Source organism: Streptomyces sp. NPDC058086 (assembly GCF_042885015.1).
Taxonomy (GTDB): domain Bacteria; phylum Actinomycetota; class Actinomycetes; order Streptomycetales; family Streptomycetaceae; genus Streptomyces.
Window position 1 is genome coordinate 37803 of the sequence record NZ_JBHVST010000007.1, and the last position, 15168, is coordinate 52970.

Sequence of the window (15168 nt, forward strand, 5' to 3'; positions counted from 1 at the left end):
CGTATGGTCGGCTCGCGCGTCCTCACCTGGGAAGTCGCGGAGAGCAAGGGGCTCGAGACCTCCTGGATCGCGTCCGGCGCCCGTTCGTTGCGGGCGACCGGGCGTGCCGTCGCGACGTCTGGCAACTGCTCGCCGAGGAGCGTATATGAGGTCGTGTTAGCTCGATCGTGTGATGGTCGACTTCCGGGCTTGCGGCACCCTGGGCCATCCGGGGTGGCGTGGCTGTGCGATCTGGACACGCCGGGTACGGCGCCAGCGCGTGGGGCCCCCGCTCCACCAGAGTGATGGTTCAGGGCCTCCCCGCCGCCTCTGGCCGTACCCATAGGGCCAGATCGCGCAGGGAACCGACCTCCCGGGAACGGACCACGCACAGGATGCGTGTCGCTGCCCCGGGGTTGAGTACGCCGGGGACCAGTGTGCCCGAGACCGTTCGGGGCGTGCGGCTGAGCAGACTCACTCCTGCTCAGTCCAGAGGAACGGTACGTCGTCGACTACCCCACGATGGCGCGCCGGATGGCCACGGCCTGGATCAGCGTTCGGTCACCTTGCCCGCCGCCACTTCCAGCCGGCGCGTGGTGTGGACCGCGTCGAGCATGCGGCGGTCGTGGGTCACGAGCAGCAGGGTGCCCTCGTACGAGTCGAGCGCCGACTCCAGCTGTTCGATCGCGGGCAGGTCGAGGTGGTTGGTCGGCTCGTCGAGGACGAGGAGGTTGACGCCACGGCCCTGGAGGAGGGCGAGGGCCGAGCGGGTGCGCTCGCCCGGGGAGAGGGTGGCCGCAGGGCGCAGGACGTGTTCCGCCTTGAGGCCGAACTTGGCCAGCAGGGTGCGGACCTCGGCCGGTTCGGTGTCGGGGACGGCGGCGCTGAACGCGTCGAGCAGGGACTCGGAGCCGTGGAAGAGTTTGCGGGCCTGGTCGACCTCGCCGACGACGACGCCTGAGCCGAGGGTCGCGTGACCGGCGTCCAGCGGGACCCGGCCGAGCAGGGCGCCGAGCAGGGTCGACTTGCCCGCGCCGTTGGCGCCCGTGACGGCGACCCGGTCCGCCCAGTCGATCTGGAGGGTCGCGGGGCCCAAGGTGAAGTCGCCGCGCCGTACCTCGGCGTCACGCAGGGTGACGACGACGGCGCCGGAGCGCGGAGCGGCCGCGATCTCCATCCGCAGCTCCCACTCCTTGCGCGGCTCGTCGACGACGTCCAGGCGCTCGATCATGCGCTGGGTCTGCCGGGCCTTGGACGCCTGCTTCTCGCTGGCCTCGCTGCGGAACTTGCGGCCGATCTTGTCGTTGTCGTTGTTCGCCTTGCGCCGGGCGTTCTTCACGCCCTTGTCCATCCAGGAGCGCTGCATCTGGGCGCGGCCTTCGAGGGCGGAGCGCTTGTCGGCGTACTCCTCGTAGTCGTCGCGGGCGTGCCGACGGGCGGTGTCGCGCTCCTCCAGGTAGGCCTCGTAGCCGCCGCCGTAGAGGGTGATCTGCTGCTGGGCGAGGTCGAGTTCGAGCACCTTGGTGACCGTGCGGGTCAGGAACTCACGGTCGTGGCTGACGACGACGGTGCCCGCGCGCAGCCCGGAGACGAAGCGTTCGAGCCGCTCCAGGCCCTCCAGGTCCAGGTCGTTGGTGGGCTCGTCGAGCAGGAAGACGTCGTAGCGGGACAGGAGCAGGGAGGCCAGTCCGGCGCGGGCCGCCTGGCCGCCGGACAGCGACGTCATCGGCTGGTCGAGGTCGACGCCGAGCCCGAGGGTGTCGGCGACCTCCTCGGCGCGCTCGTCGAGGTCGGCGCCGCCGAGGTCGAGCCAGCGTTCCAGGCTCTCCGCGTACGCGTCGTCCGCGCCCGGCGCGCCGTCGACGAGTGCCTGCGTCGCCTCGTCCATCACGCGCTGGGCCTCGGCCACACCGGTGCGCCGGGCCAGAAACTCCCGGACGCTCTCGCCCTCCCGCCGCTCCGGCTCCTGCGGCAGATGCCCGACGGTCGCCGACGGCGGGGACAGCCGCAGCTCCCCCTCCTCGGGCGTGAGCAGTCCGGCGAGCATCCGCAGCAGGGTGGACTTGCCCGCGCCGTTGGCACCGACGAGTCCGATCACATCGCCGGGCGCGACCACGAGGTCGAGCCCGGAGAAGAGCGAGCGGTCGCCGTGTCCGGCGGCGAGGTTCTTGGCGACGAGAGTGGCAGTCATCAGGAGGCCGATCCTAACGGCCCGGCCGCCCCGGCTGCGCCCCCGTTTCCCTGCGGGGCCGCACCCCCTGTTCCATGTGGCCCGCTCAGTGGGCCATCGCCTCCACCAGCACGCTCCCCGAGGTCCGCGCCACGAGGAAGGACTCCCCCTTCACGGCCTTGGTGTCCAGGGCGATCCGGTGTCTGCCCGCCTCCAGAATCCCGTCGAAGACCTCCTGCGCGTGCGTGCGGTACAGCCGGTCGAGGCGGTACGCGGTGATCTGGACCCGGCAGGTGGAGGTGACCTCGATGCCCGCCTCGCCGTCGGCGGCGACCAGGCGGGTGAGGCGGCGCAGCTCGTGGGGACTGCGGTCCAGGGCGTGCTCGATCTGGGCGACGAGGAGCGGGACGACGGGGGCCAGGCCGTCGACGTAGGCGACCTCGACCCCGGCCCGCTCGAAGGACCGCCGTACGGCCGCGCGCTCCTGTTCGCCGATGGCCCGCCCGAAGGCCACGGCGCCGTACCCGCGGAGTTCCTCGGCCGGGACGTCGGTGGCGTCGCGGGTGATGTCGGCGCCGATGCCGATGGAGCGCAGGGCGGCGGCGAGCTTGGCGAGCACGGCGACCCGGGCGCCGATGAGCAGGACCCGGCGGCGCGCCCCGGTGTCGCCGAGGAGCAGCGAGTTCAGGGCGCTGCGGTACTCGGCGCCCTGGAAGCGGAACGGCCCTATCCCGTGGTAGCCGTTGAGTTCCAGATCGGCGTGTTCGCCGGTCTGCCAGGCGAAGTCGCGCCACACGTAGTCGTCGGTGGAGTCGTCCTTCTCGATGACGGCGGTCACGGCACCGCATTCGATGCCCTCGCACTCGGGACAGCCGTAGATCACGTAGCGGCCGTCGTCGAGCGGAGCCTCGGCCTCCAGGAGGAGGCTTCGGACCTGGGCGGTGAAGATGGCGGGTGGTACGTCGGAGGCGAGCGGGGACACCGCGTCGAGGTCGGAGAGCTGGTACAGCAGCGGGCGGCCGTCGACGATGAAGTCGACGAAGTCCCGGTGCACTTGGTAGTCACCGTTGGCGAGGACTCCACCGGCACGCATCGCCGGTGCCAGGCCGAAGGTCGCGTACTCGGCAGACATGCTGTGAGTATCCCCAGACTGGGAGTGATGTGAGCACGGCATGACATATTCCGCTAACGTCCCGCCATGGACAACGCGCGCAGCGGTGACGTGATCGTGGTCGGAAGCGGTGTCATCGGGTTGACGACGGCGGTCGTCCTGGCCGAGCGCGGCAGCCGGGTACGGGTGTGGGCGCGGGAGCCCGGCGAGCTGACCACCTCGGCCGTCGCCGGCGCGCTGTGGTGGCCGTACCGCATCCGGCCGAAGGCGCTCGCGGGCGAATGGGCTCTTCAATCACTCTCCGTGTACGAGGAGTTGGCGGCCCGGCCCCAGGAGACGGGCGTACGCGTGGTCGAGGGTGTACAGGGCGAGACGCGACTGGACGAGCTGGAGCCGTGGGCCGCCCGGGTGCCGGGGCTGCGTGCGGCGACGGCCGAGGAGTACGCGGGTACGGGGCTGTGGGCGCGGCTGCCGTTGATCGACATGCCGGTGCATCTGCGGTGGCTGCGCGAGCGGTTCCTGCGGGCGGGCGGGACGATCGAGACACGGACAGTGACGGATCTCGCGGAGGTCGAGGCGCCGGTCGTCGTCAACTGCACGGGACTTGGCGCCCACACGCTCGTACCGGATCCGGCCGTACGGCCCGTGCGCGGGCAGCTCGTGATCGTGGAGAACCCCGGGATCCGCACCTGGCTCGTGTCGACGGACTCGTACGCCGGGACGACCACCTATGTCTTCCCGCACCCGGACCGGCTCGTGCTGGGTGGCACGACCGACCAGGACGACTGGTCGCTCACGCCGGATCCGGCGGCGGCAGGGGCGATCGTCGAACGGTGTGCGGCGCTGCGGCCGGAGATCGCCGGGGCGCGCGTGCTCGGCCATCGGGTGGGGCTGCGGCCGGTGCGTGACACGGTCCGGCTGGAGCGTGAAGTACTTCCGGACGGGCGGGTGTTGGTGCACCACTACGGCCACGGCGGCGCGGGCGTCACGGTGGCCTGGGGCTGTGCGCGGGAGGCGGCCGGGCTCGCGCTGGGCGAGGAACCGGCCGCCGTGCGCCCTTGAGGTTGTCAGTGGATCAGCGGGTCTCCCCCGGCACCCGGAGGGCACTGCTCGGATCGCGTACGCCGTCGAGGCCGGCCGTGCTCGTGGCGGCGGCGGAGCCCGCAGTCGCCCTGGTGAAGGCCTCGGCGCCGCCGACGAAGGGCACGCGGGCCGACGTACGGGACAGGTCCAGGGTGAGGCTCGGAGTGGTCGACGGCGGGTCGATGAGGTCCTTGTCCGTGCCCGCGACGATCAGGGCGAGCCGGTGGCCCGCCGGGACGACGTGGTCGGTGGCGGCCAGGTCGAGCGTGATCGTGTACGCCTTGCCCGGGGTGAGCGGGACGCCCTTGAGGTCGGAGGCGTAGTTGCCGAGGTCGGCCCAGCCGCGGCTGAAGACCGTGGCGGCGACGTCGGTCTTCTTCGCCTGGGTGACCTTGTAGCAGGAGCTGTCGCCGGTCGTGCTCGGACCCCAGCAGGTGCGGTCGGTGAGGGTCGTGATGCCCTCGCCCCCGTCGGCGTAGTCGCGGATGGTGTCCGGGCCCAGGTCGACCAGGACCGCGGAGAGGTGGGCGGTCGAGGTGGTCGGCGTGGCGGTGACGGTCACCTTGGAGGAGCCGGACAGACGCAGGTCCCTGGTCAGCGGCTTGGTGACGAATCCGGCCTTCTCGGGGGTGGACCGGTCGATGTGCGCGGCCCAGTCGGTCTCGCTCAGCTGCGGGTCGTCGGTGAAGGCCTCGGTTCCGGAGCCCGTGCGCAGACCGAGGGTGCCGACGCCCGCCTGGGTGCCCGTGCCCGGACGGAGTGTCGTCGTCTGCGTCCCGCGGGGCGGCCAGACACTGGAGGTGACCCACTGGTCGGGGTGGCGCTCGATGTCGGCCATGGGCTCGTCGTCGATGCCGTTGTCGTAGCCGAGGAGTTCGTGGTCGAACCAGCGGTGCAGGGTGTCGACCCAGGCGGCGCGGCGGAAGTCGAAGGGGTCGACATGGCCGGTCTGGGAGAGCCAGATCTTGCGGTCGACGCCGTTCTTGGCGAGGGCGCTCCACCACTGGCCGAAGTTCTTGGTGCGGACGTTGAGGTCCTGCATGCCGTGCACCAGGAAGACGCTCGCCCTGACCTTGCTTGCGTCCTTCACGTAGTCGCGCTCGGTCCAGAACTTGGTCCAGTCACCGGTGCGCGGCGCTCCGTCGACGAGCTTCTGCTGCACGGCGGCGCACTTGGCGGTGGCCTCGGGGCTGTCGACGTAGCCGGAGAGCCAGTCCGGGCCCGAGTCGTACAGCGGGGCGCCCTTGGCGAAGTAGTAGTCGTACCAGGAGGAGATGGCGCTGATCGGCACGATGGTCTTCAGACCCTTGACGCCGGTCGCGGCGACACCGTTGGCGATGGTGCCGTCCCAGCTCTTGCCGATCATGCCGGTTCTGCCGTTGGTCCAGCTCGCCTTGGCCCGGTCCGCGCCGGTACGCGTCGTGTAGCCCATGGCCCGGCCGTTCAGCCAGTCGACCACGGCCTTCGCGGACTGGATGTCGGAGCGGCCGCCGACGTCCACACAGCCGTCGGAGCGATTGGTTCCGGCCAGGTCGACGCCGACGAAGGCGTAGCCGCGCGGCACGAAGTAGTTGTCGTAGAACAGCGGCATCTGGACGACGTTGCCGTTCGCGTCGTACGTCTTGAGCTGGCTCTCGTTGCCGCGTCCGCAGCAGGAGTAGTACGGGCTGGCGTCCATGATCACGGGAACCTTGCGGCCCTGCTGGGCGAGTTCGCGGGGCCGGACGATGTCGACGGCGACACGGTCGGTCTTCCCGTCGCCGTCGCCGTCGAGGCCGGTGTCCACCCAGACGGATTCGCGGATCGCGTTCTCGTACGAGTAGACCGGGGTGCTCTCCCGGGGCGCGCCGTGTGCGGCGGCGGGGGCGAGGAAGACGGCCAACAGGGCGGCGGTGGCCGCCGTCGCGAGCGATCTCCAGGTCGTGAAGCGCATACGGCGCGCTGGTTTCGGCATGCGCGGAAGGTACCCCGGCCAACTCCCGTACAAAAGAGGGTCTGTGGAGGCAGCCGGGCCGGAATCGGTCATGTCGGCCGAATGGCGATCGTGTGACAGGAGGGACGATGGACAGGGTGACGGCACAGGGAGTCAATAGGCTCCGAACCGTCCTCGTTCCCCCACGACTTGGAGCTCTCCGTGCACCGCAGACTCATCGCCCCGGGCGCGCTCGCCGCCTCCCTGCTGCTGGCGATCCCGGCATCGGCGGCGGACTACACCCCCGGGGCGCCCGGTATCGGCGACCCCTATTACCCGGCCTACGGCAACGGCGGATACGACGTCTCCCACTACGACCTGCGGCTCCAGTACCAGCCGGCGACCGACGAGTTGCAGGGAACGGCGACCGTACTGGCCACCACCACGCAGGACCTCTCACGCTTCGACCTGGACTTCCTGCTCGACGTGAGCGAGGTGCGGGTCAATGGGGCGAAGGCCTCGTTCACCACCTCGGCCCAGCACGAGCTGGAGATCACCCCGGCGGCTCCGCTGCCGAAGGGCACGCCCGTCACGGTCGTCGTCCGTTACAGCGGGGTGCCCTCGACGAAGAGCGCGTACGGCTTCTCGACCTGGCACCGCACTCCGGACGGGGCCGTCGCGGCGGACGAGCCGGAGTCGGCCTGGTGGTGGTTCCCCAGCAACGACCATCCGAGCGACAAGGCCACGTACGACGTGTCGGTGGCCGTGCCGGACGGCACGCAGGCGATCTCCAACGGCACGCTCCAGTCGACGAGCTCACGGCTCGGCTGGACCCGCTACAACTGGCGGTCCAACAAACCACAGGCGACCTATCTCGCCACGCTCGCCATCGGAAAGTTCGACATCACGACGGGAAAGACCTCCGACGGCGTCCCGGTCGTCAACGCGTACAGCAGGGACCTCGGCGACAACGACGGGGCCGCGCGGGCGAGCGTCGAGCGGACCGGGGAGATCGTCGACTGGCTGACCGGCTACTTCGGCCCGTACCCCTTCAGCTCGGTGGGCGGATACGTGCCGAACACCACCACCGGGTACGCGCTGGAGACCCAGACCCGCGTGTACTACAGCCCCCGGCAGTTCGCGAACGGCTCCAACACCTCCGTGGTCGTCCATGAGCTGGCGCACCAGTGGTACGGCGACGACGTGTCCCTGAAGGGCTGGAAGGACATCTGGATCAACGAGGGCTTCGCGCGGTACGCGCAGTGGCTGTGGTCCGAACACGAGGGCGAGGGAACGGCGCAGGAGCTCGCGGACTACGTGTACGCCTCGCATCCGGCGGACGACGCCTTCTGGACGGTCGCGCCGGGTGACCCCGGTCCGGACAACCAGTTCGACATCGCGGTCTACGACCGGGGGGCGTTGGCGGTGCAGGCGCTGCGCAACGAGGTCGGGGACGACACGTTCTTCGCCATCCTGAAGGGGTGGCCGCGGGAGCACGCGTACGGGAACGCGTCGGTCGGGGACTTCCAGAAGTACGCGGAGAAGGTGTCCGGCAAGTCGCTCGCCACGCTCTTCGACACCTGGCTGTTCAAGCCGTCGAAGCCGGCGGCGCCCGCGGCGCGGGGTGTGTCCATCGCGGTGGCCCCGGCCACGCCGGGTGCCCCGGCGCAACCCAGGTCGTGGAAGAAGATCGCGGCGACCGATTCCGTCCACTCCGGCTGAACCGGTACCCCGGGCCCCTGAGCGCGGCCTTCGCCCGCTCGCCCGCCCTTTTCCCTTTCAGGGCGGGCGAGCGGGGGGGGCCGTTCGCGTACGGGCGTCAGTTGCCTTGCTCCACCGGGGCCGCGATCCGCTCGCCCACGATGCGGCTCGCCAGCTCCGAAGCCAACTCCGATACGGACATACGGAGTTCGGCGTCGGCCGCCGCGCACTCGGACTCGATGCGGGTGCGGCCGTCGGCCACCACTGCGTCACGTTCGCGCTGCCCGTCCGCGCGGGCCTCGGCGATCAGAGCGGAGCCCTGTTCGAGGGCCTGCTGTCGGATGCGGGCGGCTTCGTGGCGGGCCTCGGCCAACAGGGCCTCGGTCCCCTGGCGCTCACTCTCGGCGCGGGCGCGTACGGCTTCGGCGCGCTCCTTGGCGCCGTTGATGGCGTCGTCCCGCAGTTCGAGCACCCGGTTCATCCGCGGGAGCACGCGGGCGACGAGCACATAGATGAAGGCGAACAGCGCCAAGGCGTAGCCGACGTCCTGAACCTTCGGGTTGAGTGGACCTATCGGGTAGGGGATGAGTTCCATGGCCGTGACTTACCCGCTCATGCGTGCGAACCAACGCGCATCTGCGCCAGAGTTGACCGAAAGTAGTCCCTCCGGCCGAGCCCACGGCCGGGCTTCGGGCCGCGCTCACTCCCCGTGGTCGTACACCGTCACCGCCACCCCCCGCTCCACCAGCCGTCGCATGATGAGCGGCTCCACACGGGACCAGTTGCCGCCGGCCAGACCGCAGCCGATGCGGGGCATGTGGACGGACGCGTCGAGTTCTGCGGCCTTGGTCGCCAGGTGGGCGAGGGCCGTGTCGATCGCCTCGTAGCGCACGGGGACCCCCTTGCTGCCCGTCCGAATGCCCCGCTGGCCTATCAGGTTCGCCACCCACACGAGCTTCTCGACCTGGACGAACTGGGCTGCGCCCAGCCCGAAGTCGTTGTGTGCCCGGTCCCGGTGCCACGCCCGGTACGCCGCCTCCGGCTCGGGCCAGCGGCGGGAGAGGGCCAGGACGAAGCCCTTCCCCCAGCCCCCGATGTCATTGCAGACATGGGCGATCAGCCTGACACCCTTGGCCGACGGAGTGGTGGCGTCACCCCGGACATACGTGATCTCCGACATGACGCCACCGTAGGCGCCGCCAGTGACAGCGGCGTCCGACCTGCTACTTCGTCAGCTCGCTCAGTTCCTGGTCCGTGGTCTTCGAGACCCGGTGGCGGATCGCGAACCAGCCGCCGACCAGCAGGGCCGCGATCACCGGGATGAGGAGCAGGGTCTTGCGGCCGACCTCGGGGTCGTTCCCCATCAGGCCGAGCACGGCCAGCAGGAAGACGATGGTGACGATCTCGGTCACGGGGCTGCCGGGGAGCCGGAAGGACGGGCGGGTGACCAGACCGTCCTTGGCACGGCGGACGAACACCAGGTGACAGACCATGATGATCACCCAGGTGCTGATGATGCCCAGGGACGCCACGTTCAGGACGATCTCGAAGGCCTGGCCGGGCATGAGGTAGTTGAGGCCGACGCCGAGCACGCACACCGCGCAGGTGAGCAGGATGCCGCCGTACGGGACCTGGCTGCGGTTCATCTTCGCGGTGAACCGGGGCGCGGAGCCCGCCATCGCCATGGAACGCAGGATGCGGCCGGTGGAGTACAGGCCGGAGTTCAGGGACGACATGGCCGCGGTGAGGACGACCAGGTTCATGACGTCACCGGCTCCCTGGACGCCGATCTTCGACAGGACGGTGACGAAGGGGCTCTCGTCGGCCGAGTAGACCGAACCGGGCAGCAGCAGCGCGAGCAGTACGACCGAGCCGACGTAGAACAGGCCCACGCGCCACATGATCGAGTTCACCGCGCGCGGGACGACCTTCTCCGGCTCGGCGGTCTCGCCCGCGGCGACGCCGACCAGCTCCAGGGCCGCGTACGCGAAGATCACGCCCTGCATCACCAGGACGACCGGCATGATCCCGTGCGGGAGGAGACCGCCGTGGTCCGTGATGACGCTCAGGCCGGGCTTCTGGCCGCCCACGTCGTGGTGCGTGGCCAGCAGGAAGATGCCGACCAGCATGAAGGAGACGAGGGTGGCGACCTTGACGATCGCGAACCAGAACTCCATCTCGCCGAAGATCTTCACCGAGATCAGGTTGACGGCCAGGACCACCGCGAGGGCGATCAGCGCCAGCACCCACTGCGGGATGTCGGTGAAGAAGCTCCAGTAGTGCGTGTAGAGGGCGATCGCGGTGATGTCGGCGATGCCGGTCGTCGACCAGTTGAGGAAGTACATCCACCCGGCGACGTACGCGCCCTTCTCGCCGAGGAACTCGCGCGCGTACGACACGAAGGACCCGGAGGAGGGCCGGTAGAGGACCAGCTCACCGAGGGCGCGCACGACGAAGAAGGCGAAGACTCCGCAGACGAGGTAGGCGATCGCCAGCGCGGGGCCCGCGGTGTGGAGGCGGCCGCCGGCACCGAGGAAGAGTCCGGTGCCGATCGCGCCGCCGATGGCGATCATGTTGACGTGCCGGGCCTTGAGGTCCTTGCTGTAACCGGCGTCGCCCGCGTCCGCGGGCGTGCGGGCCGCGTCGGTGCGGGATGCGGCCTTGGCCGTGTCTACGGCGTCCTTGCTCACGCGTGGATCTACTCTCTGGTGCGCCCACGCACTGAGTACGCGGGGTTTCCGGATGTGCCTCGGCCCGCACCACCCCTGACGCGGCACAGACCAAGGAGCCACCTTCCCCGAGGGATGCCACGAATGCGATGGCACACCTCACGCCGCGGAACATCTCACATGGTGATCAAAGGGTGCAGAACTCGTCGACAGCGCTTTCACAGGACCGGTGAGACAGCAATACTGTTGCGCCTGATCGCTGCACCATCGAAGAGGCGAGGACCTGCGATGACGACGGACACCGAGGAGCCGACGCTCACGGTCGACGAGCTGGCGGCACGCGCGGGCGTCACGGTCCGTACGGTCCGCTTCTACAGTTCCAGGGGGCTGCTCCCGCCGCCCGTGATCGGACCCCGCCGGGTGGGCCACTACAGCCAGGAGCATCTCGCCCGGCTCGCGCTCATCGAGGAGCTGCAGCGCCAGGGCATGACGCTGGCCGCGATCGAGCGCCATCTTCAGCAGCTGCCGGCCGACCTGAGCGCCCAGGATCTCGCCCTTCACCGCGCCGTGGTCGCCTCCTGGGCGCAGGACGCGGCGGAGGACGTGACACGCGAGGAACTGGAACGGCGGGCCGGCCGCCCCCTGGGCGAGGAGGACCTGGAGCGGCTCGTCGCGATGAACATCATCGAGCGGGCCGAGGACACCTCCGACAGTTTGGAGAGATCGGACTCCCCGGACTCCTCAGGCTCCTTCCGTGTGGACCCGGCGCTGCTGGCGCTCGGCGTCCAGCTCCTCGACGTACCGCTCGCGCACGAGTCGATCCTCGCCGCGCGCGGCGTCCTGCTGGAGCACTCCCGCGCGGCGGCACGCGAGCTGTCCGCGTTGCTGCGCGAGGCGGTGGGCGAGCACGAGTCGGTGGCGGCGGTGAAGTCCCTGTCGGCGCACATGCAGCCGCTGGTGGTGCAGGCGCTGCTGACCACGTTCCAGCGCTCCCTGAAGGAGGAGCTGCGGGAGTGGCTCAAGGAGTCCTGAGCCACTGAGGACTCCTTGAGCCACACCCGCGCGCCTTCTGCTCAGCGATACGTCAGTTGTCGCTGAACTTCTCGCCCTGCTCCGCCTTCTCGACGAGCAGCGCGGGCGGCGTGAACCGCTCCCCGTAGCGCTCGGCGAGTTCACGCGCGCGTGCCACGAATCCGGAGAGACCTCCGTCATAGCCGTTGATGTACTGAAGCACGCCGCCGGTCCAGCCCGGGAAGCCGATCCCGAAGATGGACCCGATGTTGGCGTCGGCGACGGACGTCAGCACGCCCTCCTCCAGGAGCCGGACGGTGTCCAGCGCCTCGGAGAAGAGCATGCGCTCCTGCATGTCCTTGAACGGGATCTCGTGGCCGGGCTTGGTGTAGTGCTCCCGCAGGCCGGGCCAGAGCTTGCCGCGCTTGCCGTCCGCGCCGTACTCGTAGAAGCCCGCGCCGCCGCTGCGCCCGGTGCGGCCGAACTCGTCGACCATGCGGTCGATGACCGCCTCCGCCGGGTGCGTCTGCCAGGTGCCGCCCGCCTCCTCGACGGCCTGCCTGGACTCCTTGCGGATCTTGCGCGGCAGGGTGAGCGTCAGCTCGTCCATCAGGGAGAGGACCTTGGCCGGGTAGCCCGCCTGGGCCGCCGCCTGCTCGACGGAGGCGGGCTCGATGCCCTCGCCGACCATCGCGACGCCCTCGTTGATGAAGTGGCCGATGACGCGGGAGGTGAAGAAGCCGCGCGAGTCGTTGACGACGATCGGGGTCTTCTTGATCTGCCGTACGAGGTCGAAGGCGCGCGCCAGCGCCTCGTCGCCGCTCCGATCGCCCTTGATGATCTCGACGAGCGGCATCTTGTCGACGGGCGAGAAGAAGTGCAGTCCGATGAAGTCCTCCTGCCGCTCCACGCCCTCGGCGAGCACGGTGATCGGCAGGGTCGAGGTGTTGGAGCACAGCAGCGCGTCGGGCTCGACGACCTTCTGGATCTCCTGGAACACCTTGTGCTTCAGGGCCGTGTCCTCGAAGACGGCCTCGATCACGGCGTCGCAGCCGGCCAGGTCGTTCGGGTCGGCGGTGGGCGTGATGCGGGCGAGCAGCTCGTCGGCCTTCGCCTGGGTCGTACGGCCCCGGGAGACGGCCTTCGCGCAGAGCTTCTCGGAGTAGGCCTTGCCCTTGGCCGCCGCCTCCGCCGACACGTCCTTCAGGACGACGTCGATGCCCGCGCGGGCGCACGAGTAGGCGATGCCGGCGCCCATCATCCCGGCGCCGAGGACGGCGACCTTGCGGACAGGGCGCGGCTCGATGCCCCGGGGGCGGTTGGCGCCGGAGTTGACCGCCTGGAGGTCGAAGAAGAACGCCTGGATCATGTTCTTCGAGGTCTGCCCGGTGACCAGCTCGGTGAAGTAGCGGGCCTCGATGACCAGCGCGGTCTCGAAGTCGACCTGGGAGCCCTCGACGGCGGCCGCCATGATGTTGCGCGGGGCCGGGTAGGGGGCGCCGTTCAGCTGCTTCCTCAGGTTGGCCGGGAAGGCGGGCAGGTTGGCGGCGAACTTCGGGTTCGACGGCGTGCCGCCCGGGATCTTGTAGCCGGGCTTGTCCCAGGGCTGGTGCGACTCGGGGTTGGCGTCGATGAAGGCGCGCGCCTTGTCGAGCATCTCCTCGGAGGTGGCCGCCACTTCGTGGACGAGGCCGTTCTCCAGGGCCCGCTGCGGGGAGTACTGGGTGCCCTGGAGGAGCACCTTCAGCAGGGCGTCGGTGATGCCCATGAGGCGGACGGTACGGGTGACGCCACCGCCCGCGGGCAGCAGGCCGAGGGTGACCTCGGGCAGGCCGATCTTGGAGCCGGGGGCGTCGAGGGCGACGCGGTGGTGGGAGGCGAGGGCGATCTCGTAGCCGCCGCCGAGGGCCGCGCCGTTGATGGCGGCGACGACCGGCTTGCCCAGGGTCTCGATGCGGCGCAGGGAGGACTTGATGGCCGTGCCGGTGTCGAAGGCCTCCTGGGCGTTCTCCGGGCCGGCCTTGATCATGTCCTTGAGGTCGCCGCCCGCGAAGAAGGTCTTCTTGGCGGAGGTGTAGATGATGCCCCGGATGGAGTCCTTCTCGGCCTCGGCGCGCTCGGCGATCGCCGCGATCGAGTCCCTGAAGGCCTGGTTCATGGTGTTGGCGGACTGGTTGGGGTCGTCGAGGACGAGGGTGACGACACCGGTCTCGTCCTGTTCCCAGCGGATGGTGGTGCTCTCGGTCATGAGGAGGGTCTCCGTAGAAGCCGTTTAAGCCGTGGAAGTCTGGGGGTCCGCCGGGGGTTACAGGCGCTCGACGATGGTCGCGATGCCCATGCCGCCACCCACGCACAGCGTGGCGAGGCCGTAGCGCTTGTCCTGGCGCTCCAGTTCGTCGACGAGGCTGCCGAGGATCATCGCGCCGGTGGCGCCGAGCGGGTGGCCGAGCGCGATCGCGCCGCCGTTGACGTTGACCTTGTCGAGGGACAGGCCCATGTCCTTCACGAAGCGCAGGACGACCGCGGCGAAGGCCTCGTTGATCTCCACGAGGTCGATGTCGTCGATGGTCAGCCCGGCCTTGGCGAGCGCCTTGCGGGTCGCTGGCGCGGGGCCGGTGAGCATGATGGTGGGCTCGGAGCCGGAGACGGCCGCGGCGACGATCCGCGCGCGGGGGGTCAGGCCGTGACGCTCGCCGACCTCCTTGGATCCGATGGCGACCAGGGAGGCGCCGTCGACGATGCCGGAGGAGTTGCCCGCGTGGTGGACGTGGTCGATCTCCTCGACCCAGTGGTACTTCTGCAGCGCCACGGCGTCGAAGCCGCCCAGCTCGCCGATGTCCGCGAACGAGGCCTTCAGCTTGCCGAGCGAGTCGGCGGTGGTGCCGGGGCGCATGTGCTCGTCGTGGTCGAGGACGACGAGCCCGCTGCGGTCCTTCACGGGGACGACGGACCGGTCGAAGCGGCCGTCCTTCCAGGCGGCGGCCGCGCGTTCCTGGGAGAGGGCCGCGTACTCGTCGACGTCCCGCCGTGAGAAGCCCTCGATGGTGGCGATGAGGTCGGCGCCGATGCCCTGCGGCACGAAGTTGGTGGCGATGTTGGTCATCGGGTCGGCGAACCAGGCGCCGCCGTCCGAGGCCATGGGCACGCGGGACATCGACTCGACGCCGCCCGCGAGCACCAGGTCCTCCCAGCCGGAGCGGACCTTCATCGCGGCCAGGTTGACGGCTTCCAGGCCCGAGGCACAGAAGCGGTTCTCCTGGACGCCGGCGACCGTGTCGGGCAGTCCGGCGGCGATCGCGGCGATCCGCGCGATGTCGGAGCCCTGGTCGCCGACCGGGCCCACGACACCGAGCACGATGTCGTCGATCGCGGCCGGGTCCAGGCCCGGCAAGCGGCGCTGGATCTCGTGGATGAGGCCGACGACCAGGTCGATGGGCTTGGTGCCGTGCAGGGCGCCGTTCGCCTTGCCGCGCCCGCGCGGGGTGCGGATCGCGTCGTACACGTACGCTTCGGTGCTCACTGAATAAGCCTT

At 70.1% G+C, this 15168-nt stretch carries 11 protein-coding genes; 3 read left to right on the forward strand and 8 right to left on the reverse strand.

The window, feature by feature from the left end; genetic code table 11:
* Nucleotides 1–529 precede the first annotated feature (529 nt).
* Together ACFVWD_RS07525 and ACFVWD_RS07530 are read right to left on the reverse strand one after the other, a co-directional pair.
* On the reverse strand, nt 530–2170 hold the full coding sequence (locus ACFVWD_RS07525; protein ID WP_389594397.1) for an ABC-F family ATP-binding cassette domain-containing protein: 1641 nt from the start codon (nt 2168–2170) through the stop codon (nt 530–532).
* An 85-nt stretch (nt 2171–2255) separates the two neighbouring features.
* Nucleotides 2256–3281, reverse strand: a complete 1026-nt coding sequence (locus ACFVWD_RS07530; RefSeq protein WP_389594398.1) for an oxidoreductase — start codon at nt 3279–3281, stop codon at nt 2256–2258.
* A 66-nt stretch (nt 3282–3347) separates the two neighbouring features.
* On the opposite strand from ACFVWD_RS07530, the gene ACFVWD_RS07535 reads away from it, so the two are divergent.
* Nucleotides 3348–4322: an FAD-dependent oxidoreductase gene (locus ACFVWD_RS07535; protein WP_389594399.1), complete on the forward strand. Its 975-nt coding sequence runs from the start codon at nt 3348–3350 to the stop codon at nt 4320–4322.
* Nucleotides 4323–4335: 13 nt separating this feature from the next.
* On the opposite strand, the gene ACFVWD_RS07540 is transcribed toward ACFVWD_RS07535, so the two are convergent.
* Nucleotides 4336–6297, reverse strand: coding sequence for a Xaa-Pro dipeptidyl-peptidase (locus ACFVWD_RS07540; protein WP_389594400.1), 1962 nt, complete (start codon nt 6295–6297; stop codon nt 4336–4338).
* A 180-nt stretch (nt 6298–6477) separates the two neighbouring features.
* Between ACFVWD_RS07540 and ACFVWD_RS07545 the strand changes: the two genes are divergently transcribed.
* Nucleotides 6478–7977 carry a M1 family metallopeptidase gene (locus ACFVWD_RS07545; protein WP_389594401.1) on the forward strand — a complete coding sequence of 500 codons (1500 nt, stop codon included), beginning with the start codon at nt 6478–6480 and terminating at the stop codon, nt 7975–7977.
* 97 nt (nt 7978–8074) lie between these two features.
* Here ACFVWD_RS07545 and ACFVWD_RS07550 read toward each other — a convergent pair whose 3' ends face one another.
* From ACFVWD_RS07550 to ACFVWD_RS07560, 3 genes are all read right to left on the reverse strand, one after another.
* On the reverse strand, nt 8075–8551 hold the full coding sequence (locus tag ACFVWD_RS07550; RefSeq protein WP_389594402.1) for a hypothetical protein: 477 nt from the start codon (nt 8549–8551) through the stop codon (nt 8075–8077).
* Between the two features lie 105 nt (nt 8552–8656).
* Nucleotides 8657–9136: a macro domain-containing protein gene (locus tag ACFVWD_RS07555; protein WP_389594403.1), complete on the reverse strand. Its 480-nt coding sequence runs from the start codon at nt 9134–9136 to the stop codon at nt 8657–8659.
* Nucleotides 9137–9179: 43 nt separating this feature from the next.
* Nucleotides 9180–10646, reverse strand: coding sequence for an amino acid permease (locus ACFVWD_RS07560; protein WP_389594404.1), 1467 nt, complete (start codon nt 10644–10646; stop codon nt 9180–9182).
* A gap of 267 nt (nt 10647–10913) precedes the next feature.
* On the opposite strand from ACFVWD_RS07560, the gene ACFVWD_RS07565 reads away from it, so the two are divergent.
* Nucleotides 10914–11657 (forward strand): MerR family transcriptional regulator, encoded by a 744-nt coding sequence (locus tag ACFVWD_RS07565; protein ID WP_389594405.1) that lies wholly within the window; start codon nt 10914–10916, stop codon nt 11655–11657.
* 52 nt (nt 11658–11709) lie between these two features.
* Here the strand turns inward: ACFVWD_RS07565 and ACFVWD_RS07570 are convergent, their stop codons facing one another.
* The gene (locus ACFVWD_RS07570; RefSeq protein ID WP_389594406.1) at nt 11710–13884 is read right to left on the reverse strand and encodes a 3-hydroxyacyl-CoA dehydrogenase NAD-binding domain-containing protein; all 2175 of its coding nucleotides are present in this window, start codon (nt 13882–13884) and stop codon (nt 11710–11712) included.
* Between the two features lie 57 nt (nt 13885–13941).
* Entirely contained in the window at nt 13942–15156 is a 1215-nt protein-coding gene (locus ACFVWD_RS07575; protein WP_101402135.1) for an acetyl-CoA C-acetyltransferase, read from the reverse strand.
* Nucleotides 15157–15168: the final 12 nt, after the last annotated feature.